Genomic DNA, 21,009 nt, shown 5'->3' on the forward strand with positions numbered 1-21,009 from the left:
TATTGCGCCGTAACCGGCTGCACGCGCAACTACGCAAGCTTATTGCGCGCCCCGGCCGCTAGAGTCGGTATTCGGCAGAAGGAGTCCCCATGAACGCCCCCACCCCCAATCGCGTCGAACACCAGCTGACCGACAAGGGCTACGTGCCGGTGTACACGACGTCGGTGGTCGAGCAGCCGTGGGCGAACTACAGCGCCAGCGACCACGCGGTCTGGGCGACCTTGTTCAAGCGCCAGCGCGAGGTCCTCGTCGGCCGCGCCAGCGACGAGTTCCTGCACACCCAGGAAGCGATGGGCATGACGCCCGACCGCATCCCCAGGTTCGAAGACCTCAACCGCATGCTGCGAAAGGCCACCGGTTGGGAGCTGGTGGGCGTTGAAGGCCTGCTGCCGGAGCTGACGTTCTTCGACCACCTCGCCAACCGCCGTTTCCCGGTGACGTGGTGGATCCGCAAGCCCGAGCAGCTCGACTATCTGGCCGAGCCCGATCTGTTCCACGACCTGTTCGGCCACGTGCCGCTGCTGATGAACCCCGTCTTCGCCGACTACATGCAGGCCTATGGCCGCGGTGGCGTGAAGGCGCACGGCATCGGCCCGGAAGCGCTGGTCAACCTGACCCGCCTGTACTGGTACACGGTGGAGTTCGGCCTGATCCGCCAACCCGATGGCCTGCGCATCTACGGCAGCGGCATCGTCTCGTCCAAGGGCGAGTCGATCCACTGCCTGGAAAGCGCGTCGCCGAACCGGATCGGCTTCGATCTCGAGCGGATCATGCGCACGCGCTACCGCATCGACACGTTCCAGAAAACCTATTTCGTCATCGACAGCTACGAGCAGTTGATGGAAGCCACTACGCCGGACTTCACGCCGATCTATGCGCAACTGGCGCAGCAGGAGTCGATCCCGGCCGGCAGCGTGCTCGCCACCGACACGGTGTTCAACCGCGGCACCGGCGAAGGCTGGGCGACCGACGGCGACGTCTGAGGTGTCGTCCCGGCGAACGCCGGGACCACGCCCTCAACCCGTCTGCAAGCTCACGTCGTTCACGCGCAGGCGGGAGTCCAGCGATGCCGTGGCCGATGCCGACGACGCCAGCAACTGCTTCGCCAACGCCCGCGCCGCCACGCGCAGCTCGGGCACCGCGGTGATCTCCCATAGCTGCGCACGCAGCAGCGGCCCCAGCGCATAGAGCCCGCGCACCGGCGCGCCATTGCCATCGAGGGCCTCGAATCGCGCCGAAGCGTTGATGCCGAGCCCGAGCGGATCGGCGCTGAGCATCCCCGAATCGCGCAGCTGCGCCACCAGCGGATGGCTGGTGCGTTCCAGATCGGTGTCGAAGCCGGTCGCGCGGATCAGCACGTCGAACTGTTCGCTGCTGGCATGCGAGAAGCCGCGCTCGCGTATCAGCACTTCGATTGCATCGCCGCCGCGGCGCGCGCGCAGCATGCGTCCGGCCCGCACGCGCAGGCGGCCGCGCACGCGAAGCTGCTCGATTTCGCCGGCCAGCGCCGGCGCCAGGCGGTGGCGGAATACCTCCCAGTGCGCGCGCAGGTGGCGCAGGAACTGCCCGCGCTGCGGCTGCGACAGTCCGCGCCAGAATCCCTGGAGGTAGGGTCGCAGCGCGTCGATCAACGCGCGCCAGTCGGGCACGATCGGCGACAGCGTGCGCAGCGCCCGCACCAGTTGCGCCAGGTCGTGGCTGTTGAGCGCCTGCAGCACCGTCGGCGGCAGCGCGATCGGCGCGATCGGCTCCTCGCTGTGCGGGTGCGGCAACAGACCGTGCCGCGACAGGGCGGTGATCGGCCCGCGATGGCCGCGCCGATGCAGCGTCGTCACCACATCGGCCATGGTCAGCCCGGTGCCGATGATCAGCACGCGCGCGGCCGGCGGTACGCCGTCGATCGCGCCACGCCCGTCCAGCCCGTTCTGCCAGGGCCAGCCCAGGTAACTGGGATGCACCGCCAGCCGCGGACCGACGCCGGGCAGGGGTTGTGGCGGCAGCGCGCCGACCGTGAGCACGACCACGTCGCTGAGGAAGTCGGCGCCATCGGCAAGATGAACCCGAAAGGCGCCAGCATCGCGCTGGATCGCGATCGCCTCCTGTTCGACCCGCGCCAGCGCCGCCAGCGACACCTGCGCCGCGCCCTGCAGGCGCGAGTGCAGGTACTCGCCGTAGACCAGGCGCGGCAGGAAGCTGTGACGCCCGCGCTCGGTCAGGCTCAGCCAGTCGGCGAACTCGCCGGGGTGGTCGGCAGTGGCGCCCAGGTCGCGCGCGCGGACGTTGAGCAGGTGCTCCGGCCGCGCCTCGCCGTAGGCGACGCCGCGGCCGTAACTGTCGGGCGTGCCGACGAGCTGGATGTCGACGCCGGCAGGGGCCGCCCGCGCCAGTTCGGTGGCCAGTACGCAGCCGCTGAATCCGGCGCCGATGATGCTGATCCGCATGACCGTCCACTCCGTCGCTGTCGGGGCGTCCATTGGTAACCGGACACGGCCGCGCGTTGGTAAATCTCCGGTTATCCGGTCGGAACGCTTTTTCAGCGCGACATAACCGATCGCCATATCGCACCGTCGGGAACGCGATGTGGGTGGCGATGCCGTTGCCGAGTACGGCGGTGTAGTGCTCGACCACTCGCGACGCCCGCGGTCATCGCCGTGACCTGCCGGAAGTCACTTTCTGCACCCGCGGCATTGCGCCCCCGCCGCCGCGGTCGCAGCATGGCCGCCATGAAGGAACGCCTGCTTGCGCTGCTGCAACCGCTGAACCTGGCCGGCATGTTCACCCTGCTCGCGGTGGGCATGGCGCTGCGCTGGATGCCGCCGGACCGGCTGCCCTACGGCGTGGCCCTGCTGGTGGCGTTCGCGGTGCTGTTGCTGTCGGCCGACGTGTGGCCGCGCACCGCCTGGTGGCGGCCGCTATCCATCGTGCTGATGCCGCTGATCGCCCTGGTGCTGATCTGGCTCGATCCGCGTCCGTCGGTGTCGCCGGTACTGCTGGTGGTGTGGACGGCGGTGATGGCGCTGTCGATCTCGCTGCGCACCACGCTCATCGCGGTGGTCGTGGTCGACATCGCCTACTACGTCCTGCTGCTCATCGATGGCTCCAGCGCGCCGTTGACGGTGGTGCTGATCCACGGCGGCTTCCAGGCCTTCGCCGCGTTGTGCGCCTGGTACGCCACCAGCGCCGAGCGCGCGCGCGACGCGCTGGCGCGCGTCAACGCCGACCTGCTCGCCACACGAGCTCTGCTGGCCGATTCGGCGCGCAACAACGAACGCCTGCGCGTCGCCCGCGAGCTGCACGACGTTGCCGGCCACAAGCTCACCGCGATGACGCTCAACCTGCGCGCGCTCGCCGCCGACCCGGCATTCGCCGGCCGCCACGAGATCGCGATCGCACAGCAGTTGTCGAGCGAACTGCTATCGGACATTCGCGGCATCGTGCAGGCGATCCGCCACGACCGCGGCCTCGACCTGGCCACCGCCCTGCGTGCGCTGGCGGCGCCATTGCCGCGGCCGACGCTGCGGTTGCGGATCGACGACAGCGTGCATGTCACCGATCCGGCGGTCGCCGAGGCGATCCTGCGGCTGGTCCAGGAAGCACTGACCAACAGCGCCCGCCATGCCGACGCCGACGTCGTCCAGGTCGCTTTGAGCTGCGATGCCGGGCGCCTGCGCATCCAGGTCGAGGACGATGGCCATGTCCGTGGCGCACTGCGGGAGGGCAACGGCCTGGCCGGCATGCGCGAACGCATCGTCGCCGCCGGCGGCAGCCTCGACCTGTCCACGTCCGCGCGCGGTGCGATGCGCATCGAGGCGAGCCTGCCGGCATGACCGCTGCGCCACCGCCTGCGGCACCGGTCCGCATCGCCCTCGCCGACGACCAGGGCATTGTCCGCGCCGGCCTGCGCGCCCTGCTCGAGCGCCATGGCATCGAAGTGGTGTTCGAGGCCGAGGACGGCGCACAACTGCTCGACCTGCTGGCGATCACGCCGGTGGACGTGGTGCTCAGCGACATCCGCATGGCCGGCGTCGACGGCATCGAGGCGCTGCGCCGCATGCGCGAGCGCGGCGACACCACGCCGGTGCTGCTGTTGACCACCTTCGACGAGAGCGAGCTGCTGCTGCGCGCAGCCGCTGCCGGCGCGCAGGGCTTCATGCTCAAGGACGCCGCACCGGAAGACCTGCGCGACGCCATCGCGCGCGTGGCCGCCGGCGAGACCCTGCTGCAGCCGGTCAGCACCGATCCGGTGCGGGCGCGGTACCAGTACCACACCAGCGAAACACCGCGCGACACCTTCACCGAGCGCGAAGTGGCGATCCTGCGCCTGCTCGCCGGCGGCTATTCGAACAAGGAGATCGCGCGGGCGATGTTCCTGGCCGAGGGCACAGTCAAGAATTACGTGTCGGTGATCCTGGAAAAGCTCGATACCCGCGACCGCACCCGCGCGGTATTGAAGGCGATCACGTTGCGGGTGATCTGAGGCTCAGCCGGTCGGCCGGCACCGGGCGTCGACGGCGTCATCGCGATGACTCACGCACAGGCCGAAATCGGCGGGAAGGTCCTTGCGCTCCCGCGCCTGGCCAACGGGGACGTCGAAGCTGCAGTCCGCCGCACGCGCCTTCACCGGCGATGCCGCGCATGGTCCGGCGAACAGCACGTAGTGACAGTGCCCGCTGGCGCTGCGCAGACACTCGAATCGCACGTTGCCGGTGGCGACATGGGTCCTGCTCAACACGGTCTCGACGCCATCCTCGACCGTTCGCGCGACCAGGGTGGTACCACCACCGTCCACGCCGCCGGCCAGGCCGACCAGACTGAGAAGAAAGTAGACGAAAGCCATAACGCTGCGCATAGGGCGTCCTTTCGCGGCAACCGGGGCCGCGTCGCGGGTACTGCCTGACGGTGGATCGGGGCGGTCGTGCCGGGTGGCGTGCCGCTACATCTGCTTGAACAGCGCCATGAAGGGCTGGCTGACGGTGAGTGTTTCCGGACGCTGGCGCAGGCGCACCACGCCCTTGCCGCTTTCGTCGCGCACGATCGAAGCGATCGCCTTGAGGTTGACGATGGTGGAGCGGTGGATCTGGCGGAACACGGTCGGGTCGAGCGCCATCAGCAGCTCACGGATCGGCTTGCGGATCAGCGCCTCGCCCTCGGCCGTCATCACCACGGTGTACTTGTTGTCGGCACGGAAGTAGGCGACGTCGTCGACCATGATCAGGCGCGTGTCGCGCCCGGAACTGGCGGTGATCCAGGTCAGCGGTGGTTCGCTGCGGCGTGGCACCAGGTCCAGGCTCGCGACCAGTTCGGCAAGCGTTGCGGCATCGACGCTGCCGGCGGCGGCGCGCGCCTGCACGCGCCTGGCGGTCGCCGCCAGTCGTTCGCGGCTTACCGGCTTGAGCAGGTAATCGATGGCGCCGTGTTCGAAGGCGTCTATCGCGTACTGGTCGTAGGCGGTGACGAACACCGCCTGCGTGCCGGGGCTGGCCTGGGCGGCGGCGGCGGCCACGTCCAGTCCGGTCAATCCCGGCATGCGGATGTCGAGGAAGGCGACGTCGGGATGGTGCTCGGCAATCGCCTCCAGCGCGCTGGCGCCGTCCTCGCACTCGGCGACGACCTTCAGCTGCGGCCAGGCCTCGCCGAGCAGCTCGACCAGCGCATTGCGCAGCAGCTCCTCGTCTTCGGCGACCACGGCGGTCATCACTTTCATCTCAGCCATGGCCGGCCTCCTGCGGTCCAGCGACCGGGACGGTGATGGTGGCGGCGACGCCGCTGGGGAAATTGGCCACGATCGCCAGTGTCGCCGCGTTGCCGTAGACCAGGCGCAGGCGCTCGCGCACATTCTTCAGGCCGATGCCGGTGCCGGTGCTTTCGGCGTTGAAACCGCCGCCGTCGTCGGCCACCGTCACCGAAACGATGCGGTCGTTGCTGCGCGCCATGATCCACACCGTGCCACCGCCCGGCTTGGGTTCCAGGCCATGCTTGATCGCATTCTCGACCAGCGTCTGCAGCATCATCGGCGGCAGCGGCGTCGCGCGCAGGTCCTCGGGCACGTCGATCTGCAACGCCAGGCGCGGACCCATGCGCAGCTTCAGGATTTCCAGGTAGGCGCGCGAACGCTCCAGCTCCACGCCCAGCGTCGACAGTGCTTCGTCGGTGCGCGGCAGCGAGTGGCGCAAGTACAGGATCAGGTGCCCGAGCATCTCGTCGGCACGGACCGGATCGGTACGGGTCAGGTACTGCGCGCTGGCGAGGGTGTTGTAGAGGAAGTGCGGCTCGACTTGCGCGTGCAGCAGGCTCAACTTGGCCACGGTCAGCTCCTTCTCGGTCACCGTCTGCGCGGCGGCGGCCTGTTCGCTGCGGCGGCGCTCGGCGATGCGGCGCGCCACGGCGCGGGTGATGGCTTCGGCGTTCTCGAGGTTGGTGCCGTTGTCGACGCGCAACCAGTCGCTCCAGGCGCCACTTTCCGGTTCGCAGATCAGCGTCACGCTGCCGGTGCCGCGGCCTGGCATCACCGTCGCGGTGATCTGATTGCGCGGAATGCCCAGCAGTGCGAGCGGATTGATGTAGCGCGACGGCGAATCGCCATAGGGTTGCAGGCGCTGCACCTTGGCGCGGATCTGCAGGCTGTCGCGGGCGCTTTCGATCTCTTCCGTGCGCGGCAGCTCGCGGATCGCCGCATCGAGCAGGTCGAAGGCTTCGCCGGCCTCGAACGGAATCTCGATCTGCCGCCGCTGGCGATTGCCAAGCATGGCCGCATCGACCTGGCCGGCGATCAGCCGCACCCGCCGCAGGTGCGAGACCGCTTCGATGATGACGAAGCCGATGGTGACGAAGAACAGGAACGAGACGGGCCAGCCATCGAAGCGCCCCAGCGGCGTCGCATCGATCAGCATCGCCAGCACCAGGAACGCCAGGAACCAGGCGCCGATCAGTCGGGCGATGAAGGTGAAGTTGGTGGCCATGCTGGTGCGGTGGGACCGTATCGGGATTCAGTGCGGCCGAGCATAGCGGCGGCGTGCGCGGGCAGGGGCCTGGTTGCGATGGAACCGGCCAGGAGGCGACGAAACCCCCGGTTGGCGCGCCTAGATGGCCGCGCCACGCAGCCAGCGCATCGTCATGATGCCCAGCACCGTCATCGCCAGCGACCCCAGCAGGTGCAGTGCGATCGTCGTCAGCGCCCAGCCATAGGCCTCGCGCTGGAGCATCTGCACGGTTTCGGCCGAGAACGTCGAGAAGGTGGTCAGGCCGCCCAGCAGGCCTGTGATCACGAACAGACGCCACTCCGGCGCCACGCCCTGGCTGGCGCCGAACCACGCCACCGCCAGTCCGATCAGGTAGCCGCCGCCGAGATTGGCCGCCAGCGTGCCCAGCGGCAGGTTGCCGTTGAGCGGGTTCAGCCAGGCGCCCAGGCCCCAGCGCGCCCACGAACCGAGCGTGGCGCCCAGCGCGATCGCCAGCAATGAATTCAGCATCGATGCCTCCCGGTAGCCATCGCGAAAGGGTAAGCGAGGACGGACCGGCATCAACACATCCACGCCACGGGCGCGGAATAGACTCGTTGTTCCCCCGCCCGGTATTCGTCCCATGAGCGACCGCATCCGCCATCCCGGCCTGCGCGATCGGCTGATGTCCGCCGAGCAGGCCGCCGCCCTGATCCGTCCCGGCATGACCGTGGCGATGAGCGGCTTCACCGGCGCCGGCTATCCCAAGGCGGTGCCATTGGCGCTGGCGACACAGATCGAGCAGGCGCACGCCAACGGCGAAGCATTCCGCATCAAGGTGCTGACCGGCGCGTCTACCGCGCCCGAGCTCGACGGCGTGCTCGCACGCGCCGAAGGCATCGAACTGCGCCTGCCATACCAGTCCGACCCGGCACTGCGCGAGCGCATCAATGCCGGCGAGCTGGACTACATCGACCTGCACCTGAGTCACGTCGCGCAGTACACCTGGTTCGGCTTCTACGGCGCGGTCGACGTTGCCGTGATCGAGGTGGCCGGGATCACCGAGGACGGCCGGCTGGTTCCGTCCTCGTCGGTCGGCAACAACAAGACCTGGCTGGACCAGGCCGACAAGGTCATCCTCGAGGTCAACCGCTGGCAGCCGGCGGCGCTGGAAGGCATGCACGATGTCTATTACGGCACGGCATTGCCGCCGAACCGAAAGCCCATACCGCTGCTGCATCCGGACGATCGCATCGGCGAACCCTATCTGCGCTGCGATCCGGACAAGGTCATCGCGATCGTCGCCACCGACGCCCCCGATCGCAACTCGCCGTTCGCGCCGCCCGACGCCGACTCCAGGCAGATCGCCGCGCACCTGCTCGACTTCTACGCGCACGAGATCCGCCGCGGTCGCCTGACTCCGCAGTTGCTGCCGTTGCAGTCGGGCGTGGGCAACATCGCCAATGCGGTGCTGGCCGGCCTGGCCCAGGCGGGCTACCGCGATCTCACCGCCTTCACCGAGGTGATCCAGGACGGCATGCTCGAGCTGCTCAAGAGCGGCGTGGTGCGGATGGCGTCGGCGACGTCGTTCTCGCTCAGTCCGGCCGGCATCGACGAGTTCCTCGCCCATCTCGACCACTACCGCCAGCGCATCGTGTTGCGCACGCAGGAGATCTCCAACCACCCCGAGCTGGTGCGACGCCTGGGTTGCATCGCCATGAACGGCATGATCGAGGCCGACCTGTACGGCAACGTCAACTCGACCCACGTCGCCGGCACGCGGATCATGAACGGCATCGGCGGCAGTGGTGACTTCGCCCGCAACGCCTACCTGTCGGTGTTCATGTCACCGAGCACGGCCAAGGGCGGACGCATTTCGTCGATCGTGCCGCTGGCCAGCCACGTCGACCACACCGAGCACGACGTGATGGTGGTGGTGACCGAGCAGGGCCTGGCCGACCTGCGTGGCCTGGCGCCGAAGCAGCGCGCGCGCCGCGTGATCGAGGCCTGCGCGCATCCCGACTACCGGCCGATGCTGCAGGATTATTTCGATCGCGCCTGCCGCGACAGCTATGGCAAACACACGCCGCACCTTCTGCCCGAGGCGTTGTCGTGGCACCAGCGCTACATCGATACCGGCAGCATGCGGGCCTGAGCGCCGCCCTATGGATTTCTTAGCGCTTTCGCCGCGCGCAGGTACGCGGCAAGCCCGCGCTCGCGGCTCTCGACAAAGGTCTCGCCGGTAGGCGAATAGTCCACGATGCGGTCCGGCCGGAAGTTGCGGAAGTCCGCGCGCAGGCGGCACCACGCGCCCAGCGTCCAGCTGCCGCCCCAGAACGCCAGGCACAGCGGCTCGATGTCACGCTCGCTTGCGCGCGCATCGTTGTCGCGGTAGCGCATCCGCAACACCTGGGCGCTGGTCACGGCGGCATGCAGGTCGTCGATGAGCCCGCTGTTCTCCAGCCGGTCGACCTCGGGCGCGAAGATGCGCGTGCGCTCGCTGCGTTCGCGCAGCTCCGGCGGCAGCACCGCCTCGATCTTCAGCAACGCCGCGGCCGCCTCGCGGCCCAGTCGCACGCCACCGAAGGCGCGTACGAAGCGCGTGCCAACCACCAGCGCCTCGAGTTCGTCGGCGGTGAACATCAGCGGAGGAATGTCCGAACCCTTGCGCAGCATGTAGCCGACGCCGGCCTCGCCTTCGATCGGCACACCGGATCGCTGCAGGTCGGCAACGTCGCGGTAGACCGTGCGCAACGACACGGCCAGGGTCTCGGCCAGTCGCTGTGCGGTGAGGGCGGAACGGCGTCCACGCAGGGCATGGATCAGCAGGAAGAGGCGGTCGGCTCGGCGCATGCGGCATGATCGCGCGCCGCCGCGCCAGTCTCAACGCAGGGTAGCGATAACATCGCCGTGCGTCTCATGTCCGCAGCTCCGATCGCGGCGTTGGCGCCAGCCGCAGCCGCTGTGGTGGCTGCCTGAGCCCATCGAGCAGTGCCTGCGCGACCGCCGTGTTCCACAGGCCGTCGGCGAGCAGCGCCGATTCGTAGCGATGGTGCGCCTGGACATCGGCGAAGCGCGCGAACCACACCAGCACCGGCTCGCCTTCACGCACGGGCAGGCGCGGGTAGGTGTTCGGCGCGGATTCGGTGATGTACACACCCACCATCTCGGCGCCTGCGGCCCGCAGCCGCGGCGCCATGGTCTGCACGAAACGCTCGACGAAACCGGCTTCCGCCGCGTCGTCGAGATGACAGATTCCCGCTTCGAGCAGGCCGCCGGCAGCGTGGTCCGCGCCGACTGGCGGACGCTCGCCGGAATGCGGCAAGGCCAGTTCCGGCCGCGCCGGACGCAGCAGCAACACGTCGTCGCTGTCGACGATGGTGGCGTTGGCATCCTGCCGATGCCGCGCCCAGGTCGGCCCGCAGTAGAAGCCCGACAGCGCCTCGGCACGCACCGGCATGTCGGCGAAACCGCGCATCCAGACGAAACGGTCGTCGTGGTCGAGGTCGCGGAACTGGCCGATCACGTGCATGCCGACGGCTTCCTGCGGCTCGATGAACTCGCGCTCGAACAGTTCGATCAGGTCGTCGCGCCGCCCGGGCTGCATCGCGTACTGGCGCAGTTCGATCACGCCGTCGTCGTGCAGCAGGCGTCCATCGCCATCGGTGCGGCGGAACCACATGTGCCAGTTGGTTTCCCAGGTCTGGCCCTGGTCGGCCGAGAACGCCTGCTGCCAGTGCGCGGTGTTGGCGCTGACCTGGTTCCAGACGAAGCGGACCTGCACGGGCCGCCCCTCGTGCTCGCCGTGGCCATGGAACGTGCCGACGCCATGGTCGAACCGTCCGACCATGGGCGGCTCCAGGTGGCCGTCGTGGTTGCCGGCCCAGTAGATGCTCCACTGCCGCGACTCGGGACTGAACAGGCGCAGCGTCATGCCGATGAAGCGCTCGTCGCTGCCGGGGCGGGCCCAGTCGCTGACGAAATCGTCGACGTTGCCCACGCCGCCCAGCATCGGCTGGCACCACTGCGTGGCGCCGAAGATCTCCCAGTCGCTGGAACCGGCCAGGCGCTGCGTCAGGCGCTCGTTGCGGATCTGCCATTGCCCATGCAGGAAGTCGAAGTCGTGGCGGCCGTCACCGCTCACCGCGGCGGCGCCGGAGTCGCCCTGGGCAACGGAGTTGGCCGCCCGCGCGGTCCGGCCGGCGGCGCGCAGCGGCAACAGCACCAGCGCCTGCGCGCTGGCAGCCAGCTGCAGCAGCAGGCGGCGATAGCGGTCGACGCTGGCTGCGCCGGGTCGGGGCCGTCTGTTGCCGACTGTCGTGCCGACTGTCGTGCCGGCCGTTGTGCAGGCCGTCCTGCTGGCCGTGTTGTCGGTGTCCATTGCGGCGCTCCGGCCGTCGTGCCAATTGCACGTTGGCAGATTGCGACCGGGCTGCTGCCAGCCTCCTGTCAGCAGTGGTAGCGGCTTTGACCAGGGGGCGGCGTCTCCTTGCGCATCGCCCATCGCCGCCGCCGCATCGGCGACAATGTCGCCCCCGTTGCCGCTGCCCGCCGTGCCCATGTCGAACTCAACGCCGCAATCCATCTCCCTGACCCGCTACCTGATCGAGGAGCAGCGCGCCGGCCGCATCAATGCCGATGCCCGCCTGCTGATCGAGGTGGTCGCCCGCGCCTGCAAGACGATCTCGATCGCGGTCGGCAAGGGTGCGCTCGGTGGCGTCCTCGGCGACGCCGGCACGGCCGGCGAGGCCAGCATGAACATCCAGGGCGAGGCGCAGAAGAAGCTCGACGTGCTGTCCAACGAGATCCTGCTCGAAGCCAACGCCTGGGGCGGCCATCTCGCCGGCCTGGCCTCGGAAGAGATGGACACCTCGCAGCCGATTCCCGATGTCTATCCGCGCGGCAACTACCTGCTGCTGTTCGATCCCCTCGACGGCAGCTCCAACATCGACGTGAACATTTCCGTCGGCACGATCTTCTCGGTGCTGCGCTGCCCCGAGGGCGTCACCCAGGCGCAGGACGAACATTTCCTGCAGCCCGGCACCGCCCAGGTCGCTGCCGGCTACTGCACCTACGGCCCGAGCACGATGCTGGTGCTGACGATCGGCAACGGCACGCACGCATTCACGCTCGACCGCGAGGTCGGCAGCTTCGTGCTGACCACGCGCGGCATGCGCATTCCCGAGGAGACGAAGGAGTTCGCGGTGAACATGTCGAACCAGCGCTTCTGGGAAGCGCCGATGCAGCAGTACGTCGGCGACCTGCTCAGCGGCAGCGAGGGCCCGCGCGGCAAGGACTTCAACATGCGCTGGGTCGCCTCGATGGTCGCCGATGTGCATCGCATCCTCACCCGCGGCGGCATCTTCAGCTATCCGCTCGACAGCAAGTGCGCGGCCAAGGGCGGCAAGCTGCGACTGATGTACGAGGCCAACCCGATGAGCCTGCTGGTCGAGCAGGCCGGCGGCGCGGCCAGCACCGGCCGCCAGCGCATGCTCGAGGTGCAGCCGACCGGCCTGCACCAGCGCGTGCCGGTGTTCCTGGGTTCGAAGAGCGAAGTCGAGGCCGCGGTGCGTTACCACCGCGAGCACGACGCCAAGGGCGCCTGAGCGTCTGAGCTTCTGAATGCGAGTGCGGCGCGGTTGCGCGCCGCACTCACGAAGTTGAATCAGGTTGGCGCGATTCGTGCCGAAGTCACACGCGTTTTTTCGTCTTGTTTTTGACCGTTCATCGTCATCCCCGCCGTAACTAACACTGCGTATCTATGCGTAGTGGCAGCATTTGCCAGCCGCGGCAGGGCCTGTTAATGCATTTCGATCCGGCCCTGCGGGTTGCCCTGGCAACTCATCCGGGCGCGTGTCCTCGACAGCGCGCCAGACCCGGCCTTTCGAAATGCGTCAGCAGCTTCTGACCGGAGTCGGAGATGACGACCGAAGGAACGCAGGAAGCCTTGGCGGGTGACTACAACGCCCTCCCGCACGACGCGCGTGAACTGATCTATGTGACCCGGGGCGGTGCCGGCCGCGTGCTTGCACTCGGCGGCCTGCAACAGATGGGTTGGAACCTGCGCCGCGCGCCGGATGCGCGCAGCGTCCTGCGCATCCTGCAGCACGACCCGCGCCAGCCGCACGCGGCCCTGCTCGACCTGCGCGAAGGTTTCAGCCAGCAGGACCTCGCCGAATTCGGTGTGGCGTTGTCGGCCGCCAACGTCGGCTGGGTCGCCGGCATCGACGCGCGCCAGCTCGACGAGGAGCCGGTGCGCAAACTGATCCGCGACTACTGCTACGACTACCTCACCCTGCCGTGCCCGGAAGCGGTGATGAACACGGTGATCGGCCACGCCCACGGCATGGCAAGCCTCGCCTGCGAAGGTGGCGACGTCACCAGCGAGGCCGGATTCGACGGCATGATCGGCGAGAGCGGTGCGATGCGGACGCTGTGCCGCACGCTGCGCAAGGCCGCGCTGACCGAAGCGCCGGTGTTCATCGCCGGCGAGACCGGCACCGGCAAGGAACTGGCGGCGATGGCCGTGCACCGCCATTCGCGCCGGCATGCGCATCCGTTCGTGGCGATCAACTGCGGCGCGATTCCGCACAGCCTGATCCAGTCCGAATTGTTTGGTTACGAGCGTGGCGCGTTCACCGGTGCGCAGCAGCGCAAGCTCGGCCGGATCGAGATGGCGAACGGCGGCACGCTGTTCCTCGACGAGATCGGCGACCTCCCATTGGAAAGCCAGGCTTCGTTGCTGCGCTTCCTGCAGCAGGGCAGCATCGAACGCCTCGGTGGCCACGAACAGATCCCGATCGACGTGCGCATCATCTCGGCCACCCACCACGACCTCGACGTCGCCGTGGCCGAGGGCCGTTTCCGCGCCGACCTCTATCACCGCCTTTGCGTGCTCCGCCTGCAGCAGCCGCCGTTGCGCGAGCGCGGCAGCGACATAGACCGCATCGCCGAGTACGCCCTGCAGCGCTATTCGCAGGAGGGCCACCGCACGCTCAAGGGCTTCGCCCCGTGCGCGCGCCAGGCACTGCACAGCCATGGCTGGCCGGGCAACGTGCGCGAGCTGATCAACCGCGTCCGCCAGGCCGTGGTGATGGCCGAAGGCCGCCTGATCACCGCCGCCGACCTGCATATCGAGAATGCGCTGGCAACGCCACCGCCGACGCTCGACGAAGTCCGCGACGCGGCCACGCGCAACGCCATCGAACACTCGCTGCACCGCAACCGTGGGCGGCTGGTCGATGTCGCGCGCGAGCTGGGCGTGTCGAGGGTCACGCTGTACCGCTTGATGCAGCGCCACGGCCTTCGCGCCAACGACCCGGAGACACCCAACACGGTCAGCATCGCCTAGCCGGCCGAGGCAGCCGGTGGCGGTTTAGACGCCAGCCCGGTGGCGTGCGAGGATGGCCGCTGCCGCCGGATCCCCTGCCCCCGCATGTCCATCCAGTCCGCTGCACCGCTCGCCGGCGAACAGCCCGCCGCCGACAACGACTTCATCGAGGTCTATCCCGATGCCCTGAGCCAGGACCAGTGCGCGCAACTGGTGGCGCGTTTCAGCGCCAGCGGCGACACCGTCCCGGGCCGCGTTGGCGGCGGCGTGATGCCTGACCTCAAGGACAGCCGCGATCTCACCATCAGCGGCCGCGAGGGTTGGCGCGATGCCGAGACCGCGCTGAACCTGGCGGTGTTCCGTGGTGTGATCGCCTACCTGCGACGTTATCCGCACACACTGATCGCGCCGCTGATGCTGGAGACCGCTGGCAACGACGGCAAGAGCCACCGCCTGACGCCGGAGCGGATGGCGGCGATGGAAGATGGCGAACTGGTGCCGGTGATCCAGACAGTCCTGCGCCCGGGTTCGATCAACCTGCAGCGCTACAGCGCCAACCGTGGCGGCTATCCCTACTGGCATTGCGAGCTGTACCCGCGCGATCCACGCGCGGAAACACTGCATCGGCACCTGTTGTGGACGATCTACCTCAACGACGCCTTCGAGGAAGGCGAGACCGAGTTCCTCTACCAGAACCGCAAGATCGCGCCGCGCACCGGCAGCCTGCTGATCGCGCCGGCGGCCTTCACCCACACCCATCGCGGCAACCGGCCCAAGGGCGGCGACAAGTTCATTGCTACCAGCTGGGTGTTGTTCCAGCGCGCCGAGCAGTTGTTCGGGACGGGGGCGTGACACTGCGCCCACCCGCGGCAGCGATCCTCATTGGTAGCTCAGCGTGAATGTGGCCATCGCCAGTACCGTCCCGGGCCGGACGATTCCGGTGCGGATGTAGCGGACGATCAGCGCCGTCTGCCTGAGTTCCCGGGCGTTGCCGAGCGCGAACTGATTGTGATTGCCGGGAAAGGCCGAATCCGGGCCGAAATGGATCGGCACGCCATCCCGGAGAATCTGCAGGCGTACACCGGCGCTGGTGGAGGCCGGAGAGAGTGTCAGCTCGTCGCCCGTGTTGGCAGGGTTGGAGCTGTCGCCGAGCGTCACCAGAACCGACACGCCAGCGGCGCCGGCGCAGTTGAACCTCAGGTTGAAAGGGGTTGCGCCGGCCGTTGCGCCGACATGGGGCAGCGCCGTCGATGCGACGGTGGGAAGTGCCACGCTTTCATTCGAGGTCGAGCACGACACGGCCGTGAACGTGCCGCCGCTGAAGGCGATGTCGGAACCGAACCCCGGCGAAGTCGCCGTGCCCCGATAGAAGATGCCGCTCAATGTTCCGGTGCCGATGGGGCCGGTCTTGACCAGGTCCACCCGGGTCCGGAACTGGCGAAAGAAATAGGGATCGGTGCCACCGTGCTCGGTGAACGAGGCGTAGGCGAAGTTTCCTGCGTCGGCCCCCGGGAGCACCCTGACGCCCACGCCGGCGACGTTGGTGTAATAGACGTTGGGCAACGCAGTTCGACCATTGGTCATCGCATAGTTGAACTGCCCGACAGGCCGGGTGCACCGCGCATCGTCCAGTCCGACCATGCGGGTGGCGATCAGTTCGCCGATTGCGGCGGTCGCCGACACGACCATGTGGCCAAAATCGACCGTGGGATGCGTGCCCGCCGATCCAGGGACGAATGCCCGCGCGCACTGTGCGCCGGCGTCGGTCGCGCCCGCACAGCACATCAACCCGAATAGTCGTCCGCGCAACCGCGCCCGCGCGCAGCCCGCCGCGCCGCGAGCGAATCGCGTGCCGTGCAGATCCATTGCCTTCCCCGGTTGTGCCCGACCCATCCGTGGTCGGGGATACGGGAGACCTTGCCACGCGGCGTGCCTCCCCGCGTTTGCCTCGAGCGTCGACCAGGCACACTCCGCCGGCCCGCGGTCTTTCTGCCACGGGGCGGGGATGTGTTTCCGGGATTGCGGCCAGTCGCCCCGCGGCGATGCCTCGCGTGGAGGCGCAGGTCGAAGCGTGCTGCCTACGCAGTGCGCGGGTGGTTGAGCACCAGCCAGTAGAGTCCGACCTGCTTGACCGCCCAGACGAACTGCTCGAAGTCGACCGGCTTCTGGATGTAGCTGTTGACGCCCAGCGCGTAGCTGGCCTCGACGTCAAAGGGTTCCGCGCTGGTGGTAAGCACCACCACCGGCAAGGTGCGGGTGGCTTCGTTGGCGCGTACCGCCTGCAGCACTTCGCGACCGTCGACCTTCGGCAGGTTCAGGTCGAGCAGCATGATCGAGGGCAGGTCCTCGGGGTCGCGGTCGCTGTACTTGCCGCGGGCAAACAAATAGTCGAGTGCCTCGGCGCCGTCGCCGACGACCATCAGGCGGTTGGCGATCTTGGCCTCGTCGAATGCGAGCCGGGTCAGCTCGACATCATCGGGATTGTCCTCGACCAGCAGGATTTCCTTGTGCATCAAAAACTTTCCTCCGCCGCGGAGACCGGCAACTCGAGGGTAAAGATGGCACCGGCTTCCGGCTGGGATTCGGCCCGCACGCAGCCGCGATGTCGCTCTGCGATGCGTCGGGCGATCGCCAGCCCCAGACCGTGACCACCCCCCTGGTCCGGTCCGTGCAGCCGCTGGAATGGCTCGAACAGCTTATGAGCATAACGCATGTCGAATCCGATGCCCTCGTCGCGGATCTGCACCTGCAGGGTGTCGCCGTCGCGGCGACCACTGACGTCGATGCGGATCGGCTCGCGCTCGCGCGAGAACTTCCAGGCGTTGTCCATCAGCTGCACCAGCAACAGCTTCAACAGTCGTTCGTCGCCTTCGACCTGCAGGTCCGGCTGCACGCGGATCTCGGCCCGGCGCTGCGGGTCGGCATCCTGCAGTTCGGCGCCGACCCAGTCGGCCAGCAGGCTCAGGTCGACGATGGATGCCTTGAGCTCAGTGCGGGTGACATAGGACAGATCGTTGAGTGCGCTGAGCAGGCTGCTCATGCGCGACGCCGCCGCGCGGATGCGGGCGAGGTAATCGCGGTCGGTGTCGTCGAGGCGGTCGCCGGCGCGGTCGGCCAGCAGCGCCGAGAAGCTTTCGATCGAGCGCAGCGGCGCGCGCAGGTCATGCGAGACCGCGTCGGCGAACAGCTGCAGCTGTCGGTTGGAGACATCGCGCGCGGCATGCTCGGCGTCGGCGCGCGTTTCCAGCGCCAGTTCCGCGGCGCGCTGCGCACTGATGTCGCGCAGCTGCACCAGCAGGTACAGCGGTGCGCCTTCGTCATTGCGCATGACGGCAATATTGATATGTGCCCACAGTGTCTCGCCGCTGCGGTGCAGGTAGCGCTTCTGCGCGTCGAGCACCGGAATGCTGCCGTCGATCAGCCCACGCAGGTACGACTGCGTCAGCGAGATGTCGTCGGGATGGGTGAAGGCGACCGTCGGGCGGCCGACGACCTCGTCGGCCTTGTAGCCGAACATGCGCTCGAACGCCGGATTGACCTCGACCCAATGTCCATTCAGATCGACGATCGCCATGCCGACCCCGGACGCGGCCATCGCCAGCCGGAAACGGTCGACTCCGGTTTCTTGGCCGGTGGTGTTGCTCATCGGGATGGGTGACTCGTGAACATGCCGCAAGGGCGGAGTGTATCCAACCCGATTGTGACGGGGCGGTGCACGCGTTGGGAAGCGCGGCTGTATGGGGCGATCGAGCACAATGGCCCGCATGGACCTGCAACAAATACTCTTCCTGCTGATCCTGGCCGGCTCACTGTATCTGTTCATCAGCGAGCGGTTGCGGGTGGACGTCACGGCCATGCTGACCCTGCTGGCGCTGGTGCTGGCGGGCGTGCTGGATGCGCGCCAGGCACTGTCGGGCTTCGCCAGTGAACCGGCGATCATCGTCGCCGCGGTGTTCGTGATTTCCGGCGGGCTGGCTGCGACCGGCATCACGGAACGCATTGGCCAGGGCATCGGTCGCGCCGCCGGTCACAGCGAATCGCGTGCGATCGCGGTGGTGATGCCGGCCGTGGCGGCGCTGTCGTCGTTCACCCATCACGTGATGGTGACGGCGATGATGCTGCCGATCCTCACGCGCTTCGCACAGGCGCGCGGGATGTCGGCATCGCGCCTGTTGATGCCGATGTCGTTTGCCGCCTCGCTCGGCACGACGCTCACGCTGGTCAGCGCGCCGGCTTTCCTGCTTGCCGACAACCTGATCGAGCGCACCGGCGCCGAAGGCCTGGGGATCTTCTCGATCACGCCGATCGGGCTGGCCCTGGTGGCGATCGGCGTGGTCTACATGCTGCTGGCGCGCTGGTTGCTGCCGCGCCGGTTCGGGGCGCTGGCCGATGACGGCTACCTGCGCCTGGATCGCTATCGCACCGAACTGGTCGTGGTCGAAGGCTCGCGCTGGAGCACGCGCCCCCTGGCCGACCTGCAGAAGGCGCTGGGGGACCGTTTCCGCCTGGTCGGCTGGTTGCGCGACGGCCGTGCGCGCGAGGACCTGACGGGGTCGAGCGTGCTGATCAGCGGCGACATCCTCCTGGTCGAGGCATCGGCCGACACGCTGGCCTCGCTGCACGACGACCCCGGCCTGGGCCTGCAACCGATCGCGCGCTACCGCGGCCAGGCCGACGGCGACGGCGAGGCGCAGCTGGTGCAGGCGGTGGTGGCGCCGGGTTCGGAGTTCATCGGCCACAGCATTCGCGAACTCGATTTCGCCCGCCGCTTCCATGCCGTCATCGCCGGCCTGTGGCGTCGCGATGGCGACGCGCCGCCGCGGCTGGCCGAAGCGCGCCTGCGTGAAGGCGATGTGCTGGTGCTGTGGGGCCGGCCATCGCAGTTCGGCGAACTGGCCGCACACCATGGCTTCCTGATGCTGGTGCCGTTCGCCGGCGAGGCGCGCCGACGCGTGCGCGCACCCGTCGCGCTGGCGATCCTGGCGTTGACCGTGATCGCCGCCGCCACCGAGTGGCTGCCGGCGTCACTGGCATTCCTGCTGGGCGCGGTGGCGATGGTGGCCACGCGCTGCGTCGACGTCGAACAGGCCTACCGCGAGATCGACGTGCGCATCTTCGTGATGATTGCCGGTGTGATCCCGCTCGGCATCGCGATGGAGCAGACCGGCACCGCCCAGCTGCTGGCTTCGGGGCTGTTGCACCTGGTCGCCGGCTGGCCGGCGCTGGCGGTGCTGCTGGTGATGTTCACCGTGGCGGCACTGCTCACGCAGATCCTGTCCGACGCGGCTACTACAGTCCTGCTCGGCCCGGTCGCGGTGGAGCTGGCGCAGTCGCTCGGGCTGGCGCCGACACCGTTCGTGGTGTGCACCGCGCTGGGCGCGGTGGTCGCCTTCCTGACCCCGATCGGCCATCACGGCAACCTGCTGATCCTTGGCCCGGGGCAGTACCGGTTCGCCGATTTCCTGCGCATCGGCCTGCCGTTGACGATGCTGATCGCGCTGGTCAGTGCGTGGATGTCGCGTTGGCTGTGGCTTGGCGGCCCGCTGTTGCCGGGCGGCTGATCAGGCGCGCCTTATCAGAACAGCTCGCCCTGCGCCGACGGCTTGCGTGGCGGCACGAACAGCGAGGTGTCCAGCGGCGGCAGGCGGCCGAAGCCGAGGCGCTTGTGCGCCTTGCGGAAGCGCTGCTCGATCAGTTGCGCGAAGGGCCCCTGGCCATGCATGCGGCTGCCGAAGGCGCTGTCGTAGTCCTTGCCGCCGCGCATCTGCTGCACCAGGCTCATCACGTGCGCGGCGCGCTCGGGGTAGTGCAGCTGCAGCCACTCACGCCAGACCTGCTTGAGTTCGTGCGGCAGTCGCAGCAGCACATGGCCGGCCGAACCGGCGCCGTGTTCGCGTGCGGCCTGCAGGATGTCCTCGATCTCGCGGTCGTTGATCATCGGGATCACCGGCGCCACCATCACCCCGACCGGCACGCCGGCGTCGGCCAGCGTGCGCATCGCCTTGAGCCGGGAATGCGGCGCCGATGCACGCGGTTCCATGCGCGCCGAAAGGTGGTTGTCGAGCGTGGTCACAGAGAAGTACACCGTGGCCAGGCCGCGGCTGGCCATCGGCGCGATCAGGTCGAGATCGCGGGTGACCGCGGCGTTCTTGGTGATCAGGCTGAACGGGTGCGAGCAGGCGGACAGCACTTCGATCAGCGCGCGGGTGACGCCGTAGCGGCGTTCGATCGGCTGGTAGGAATCGGTGTTGATGCCCAGCGCGATCGGTTCGCAGCGATAGGACGGGCGCGCCAGTTCGGCGAGCAGGCGCTCGGCGGCGTTGGTCTTGGCGAACAGCCGCGTTTCGAAGTCCAGGCCCGGCGACAGGTCCAGGTAGGCGTGCGATGGCCGCGCGAAACAGTACACGCAGCCGTGCTCGCAACCGCGATAGGGATTGACCGACTGGCCGAAGGCGATGTCCGGCGAGTCGTTGCGGCTGATGATGCTGCGCGCGCGTTCTTCGGTGACCTGTGTCTGCGGGCGCGAGGCGTCGGCCAGGTCCTCGTAGACCGAGCCCCAGCCATCGTCCTCGCCGCGCGCGACCGTGACCGCGTAACGGCCGTCGACCTGCGAAGCCGCGCCGCGCCCCTTGATTGGCTGCTGGGCTTTGCGGGCGTCGTCCATGCCGCCAGGCTACTACCAGGCTGTCGCAGCGGCTGAGACCACAGGTTGCAGCCGATTGCCGCGGTGTCGGCAAGCGA

18 protein-coding genes and 1 pseudogene are annotated in these 21,009 nt (G+C 68.5%); 8 read left to right on the top strand and 11 right to left on the bottom strand.

Translation table 11 applies throughout. From position 1 onward, the window contains the following. Positions 1-89: 89 nt before the first annotated feature. Positions 90-983, top strand: a complete 894-nt coding sequence (gene phhA / locus AB4Y64_RS06575; protein ID WP_441815634.1) for a phenylalanine 4-monooxygenase — start codon at positions 90-92, stop codon at positions 981-983. Positions 984-1,016: 33 nt separating this feature from the next. Here the strand turns inward: phhA and AB4Y64_RS06580 are convergent, their stop codons facing one another. Continuing rightward, positions 1,017-2,441, bottom strand: coding sequence for an FAD/NAD(P)-binding protein (locus AB4Y64_RS06580; protein ID WP_441815635.1), 1,425 nt, complete (start codon positions 2,439-2,441; stop codon positions 1,017-1,019). A gap of 282 nt (positions 2,442-2,723) precedes the next feature. On the opposite strand from AB4Y64_RS06580, the gene AB4Y64_RS06585 reads away from it, so the two are divergent. Further along, a complete protein-coding gene (locus AB4Y64_RS06585; RefSeq protein WP_441815636.1) occupies positions 2,724-3,827 on the top strand; it encodes a sensor histidine kinase in 1,104 nt (367 codons plus the stop codon). Beyond that, positions 3,824-4,477: a response regulator gene (locus AB4Y64_RS06590; RefSeq protein WP_441815637.1), complete on the top strand. Its 654-nt coding sequence runs from the start codon at positions 3,824-3,826 to the stop codon at positions 4,475-4,477. Before AB4Y64_RS06585 ends, AB4Y64_RS06590 begins: the two co-directional genes overlap by 4 nt. A 3-nt stretch (positions 4,478-4,480) precedes the next feature. Here the strand turns inward: AB4Y64_RS06590 and AB4Y64_RS06595 are convergent, their stop codons facing one another. The 4 genes from AB4Y64_RS06595 to crcB form a co-directional block, all read right to left on the bottom strand. Further along, on the bottom strand, positions 4,481-4,849 hold the full coding sequence (locus AB4Y64_RS06595) for a hypothetical protein (protein ID WP_441815638.1): 369 nt from the start codon (positions 4,847-4,849) through the stop codon (positions 4,481-4,483). Between the two features lie 84 nt (positions 4,850-4,933). Next, positions 4,934-5,704, bottom strand: a complete 771-nt coding sequence (locus AB4Y64_RS06600; protein WP_441815854.1) for a LytR/AlgR family response regulator transcription factor — start codon at positions 5,702-5,704, stop codon at positions 4,934-4,936. A 1-nt stretch (position 5,705) separates the two neighbouring features. Beyond that, positions 5,706-6,959, bottom strand: coding sequence for a sensor histidine kinase (locus AB4Y64_RS06605; protein WP_441815639.1), 1,254 nt, complete (start codon positions 6,957-6,959; stop codon positions 5,706-5,708). 120 nt (positions 6,960-7,079) lie between these two features. Further along, positions 7,080-7,469, bottom strand: a complete 390-nt coding sequence (crcB, locus tag AB4Y64_RS06610; protein WP_441815640.1) for a fluoride efflux transporter CrcB — start codon at positions 7,467-7,469, stop codon at positions 7,080-7,082. 112 nt (positions 7,470-7,581) lie between these two features. Between crcB and AB4Y64_RS06615 the strand changes: the two genes are divergently transcribed. Further along, a complete protein-coding gene (locus tag AB4Y64_RS06615) occupies positions 7,582-9,093 on the top strand; it encodes an acetyl-CoA hydrolase/transferase family protein (protein WP_441815641.1) in 1,512 nt (503 codons plus the stop codon). An 8-nt stretch (positions 9,094-9,101) separates the two neighbouring features. On the opposite strand, the gene AB4Y64_RS06620 is transcribed toward AB4Y64_RS06615, so the two are convergent. Together AB4Y64_RS06620 and AB4Y64_RS06625 are read right to left on the bottom strand one after the other, a co-directional pair. Then, positions 9,102-9,791 carry a helix-turn-helix transcriptional regulator gene (locus AB4Y64_RS06620; RefSeq protein WP_441815642.1) on the bottom strand — a complete coding sequence of 230 codons (690 nt, stop codon included), beginning with the start codon at positions 9,789-9,791 and terminating at the stop codon, positions 9,102-9,104. A 64-nt stretch (positions 9,792-9,855) separates the two neighbouring features. Next, positions 9,856-11,319 (bottom strand): NIPSNAP family protein, encoded by a 1,464-nt coding sequence (locus AB4Y64_RS06625; protein ID WP_441815643.1) that lies wholly within the window; start codon positions 11,317-11,319, stop codon positions 9,856-9,858. Between the two features lie 178 nt (positions 11,320-11,497). On the opposite strand from AB4Y64_RS06625, the gene AB4Y64_RS06630 reads away from it, so the two are divergent. From AB4Y64_RS06630 to AB4Y64_RS06640, 3 genes are all read left to right on the top strand, one after another. Continuing rightward, positions 11,498-12,544, top strand: a complete 1,047-nt coding sequence (locus AB4Y64_RS06630) for a class 1 fructose-bisphosphatase (RefSeq protein ID WP_441815644.1) — start codon at positions 11,498-11,500, stop codon at positions 12,542-12,544. Positions 12,545-12,858: 314 nt separating this feature from the next. Next, complete coding sequence (locus tag AB4Y64_RS06635) at positions 12,859-14,289, top strand: sigma 54-interacting transcriptional regulator (RefSeq protein ID WP_441815645.1); 1,431 nt, start codon at positions 12,859-12,861, stop codon at positions 14,287-14,289. An 84-nt stretch (positions 14,290-14,373) separates the two neighbouring features. Beyond that, positions 14,374-15,120 carry a 2OG-Fe(II) oxygenase gene (locus AB4Y64_RS06640; protein WP_441815646.1) on the top strand — a complete coding sequence of 249 codons (747 nt, stop codon included), beginning with the start codon at positions 14,374-14,376 and terminating at the stop codon, positions 15,118-15,120. Between the two features lie 27 nt (positions 15,121-15,147). On the opposite strand, the gene AB4Y64_RS06645 is transcribed toward AB4Y64_RS06640, so the two are convergent. From AB4Y64_RS06645 to AB4Y64_RS06655, 3 genes are all read right to left on the bottom strand, one after another. After that, positions 15,148-16,134 carry a fimbrial protein gene (locus AB4Y64_RS06645; RefSeq protein ID WP_441815647.1) on the bottom strand — a complete coding sequence of 329 codons (987 nt, stop codon included), beginning with the start codon at positions 16,132-16,134 and terminating at the stop codon, positions 15,148-15,150. A gap of 212 nt (positions 16,135-16,346) precedes the next feature. Beyond that, positions 16,347-16,781 carry a response regulator gene (locus AB4Y64_RS06650; RefSeq protein WP_158731994.1) on the bottom strand — a complete coding sequence of 145 codons (435 nt, stop codon included), beginning with the start codon at positions 16,779-16,781 and terminating at the stop codon, positions 16,347-16,349. Continuing rightward, on the bottom strand, positions 16,781-17,914 hold the full coding sequence (locus tag AB4Y64_RS06655; protein ID WP_441815648.1) for a sensor histidine kinase: 1,134 nt from the start codon (positions 17,912-17,914) through the stop codon (positions 16,781-16,783). The genes AB4Y64_RS06650 and AB4Y64_RS06655 overlap by 1 nt, the downstream gene beginning before the upstream one ends. A 118-nt stretch (positions 17,915-18,032) precedes the next feature. Between AB4Y64_RS06655 and AB4Y64_RS06660 the strand changes: the two genes are divergently transcribed. Beyond that, positions 18,033-19,829 (top strand): SLC13 family permease, encoded by a 1,797-nt coding sequence (locus tag AB4Y64_RS06660; RefSeq protein WP_441815649.1) that lies wholly within the window; start codon positions 18,033-18,035, stop codon positions 19,827-19,829. A gap of 14 nt (positions 19,830-19,843) precedes the next feature. On the opposite strand, the pseudogene AB4Y64_RS06665 reads toward AB4Y64_RS06660, so the two are convergent. Further along, a pseudogene (locus tag AB4Y64_RS06665) lies at positions 19,844-20,961 on the bottom strand (PA0069 family radical SAM protein). Positions 20,962-21,009 lie beyond the last annotated feature (48 nt).

Source organism: Lysobacter sp. TAF61 (assembly GCF_052113485.1).
GTDB lineage: Bacteria > Pseudomonadota > Gammaproteobacteria > Xanthomonadales > Xanthomonadaceae > Lysobacter_J.

Excerpts from the sequence above, each read along its gene's own strand:
- phhA (WP_441815634.1), top strand. The coding sequence starts at position 90 with ATGAACGCCCCCACCCCCAATCGCGTCGAACACCAGCTGACCGACAAG.
- AB4Y64_RS06580 (WP_441815635.1), bottom strand. The coding sequence starts at position 2,441 with ATGCGGATCAGCATCATCGGCGCCGGATTCAGCGGCTGCGTACTGGCC.
- AB4Y64_RS06585 (WP_441815636.1), top strand. The coding sequence starts at position 2,724 with ATGAAGGAACGCCTGCTTGCGCTGCTGCAACCGCTGAACCTGGCCGGC.
- AB4Y64_RS06590 (WP_441815637.1), top strand. The coding sequence starts at position 3,824 with ATGACCGCTGCGCCACCGCCTGCGGCACCGGTCCGCATCGCCCTCGCC.
- AB4Y64_RS06595 (WP_441815638.1), bottom strand. The coding sequence starts at position 4,849 with ATGCGCAGCGTTATGGCTTTCGTCTACTTTCTTCTCAGTCTGGTCGGC.
- AB4Y64_RS06600 (WP_441815854.1), bottom strand. The coding sequence starts at position 5,704 with ATGAAAGTGATGACCGCCGTGGTCGCCGAAGACGAGGAGCTGCTGCGC.
- AB4Y64_RS06605 (WP_441815639.1), bottom strand. The coding sequence starts at position 6,959 with ATGGCCACCAACTTCACCTTCATCGCCCGACTGATCGGCGCCTGGTTC.
- crcB (WP_441815640.1), bottom strand. The coding sequence starts at position 7,469 with ATGCTGAATTCATTGCTGGCGATCGCGCTGGGCGCCACGCTCGGTTCG.
- AB4Y64_RS06615 (WP_441815641.1), top strand. The coding sequence starts at position 7,582 with ATGAGCGACCGCATCCGCCATCCCGGCCTGCGCGATCGGCTGATGTCC.
- AB4Y64_RS06620 (WP_441815642.1), bottom strand. The coding sequence starts at position 9,791 with ATGCGCCGAGCCGACCGCCTCTTCCTGCTGATCCATGCCCTGCGTGGA.
- AB4Y64_RS06625 (WP_441815643.1), bottom strand. The coding sequence starts at position 11,319 with ATGGACACCGACAACACGGCCAGCAGGACGGCCTGCACAACGGCCGGC.
- AB4Y64_RS06630 (WP_441815644.1), top strand. The coding sequence starts at position 11,498 with ATGTCGAACTCAACGCCGCAATCCATCTCCCTGACCCGCTACCTGATC.
- AB4Y64_RS06635 (WP_441815645.1), top strand. The coding sequence starts at position 12,859 with ATGACGACCGAAGGAACGCAGGAAGCCTTGGCGGGTGACTACAACGCC.
- AB4Y64_RS06640 (WP_441815646.1), top strand. The coding sequence starts at position 14,374 with ATGTCCATCCAGTCCGCTGCACCGCTCGCCGGCGAACAGCCCGCCGCC.
- AB4Y64_RS06645 (WP_441815647.1), bottom strand. The coding sequence starts at position 16,134 with ATGGATCTGCACGGCACGCGATTCGCTCGCGGCGCGGCGGGCTGCGCG.
- AB4Y64_RS06650 (WP_158731994.1), bottom strand. The coding sequence starts at position 16,781 with ATGCACAAGGAAATCCTGCTGGTCGAGGACAATCCCGATGATGTCGAG.
- AB4Y64_RS06655 (WP_441815648.1), bottom strand. The coding sequence starts at position 17,914 with ATGAGCAACACCACCGGCCAAGAAACCGGAGTCGACCGTTTCCGGCTG.
- AB4Y64_RS06660 (WP_441815649.1), top strand. The coding sequence starts at position 18,033 with ATGGACCTGCAACAAATACTCTTCCTGCTGATCCTGGCCGGCTCACTG.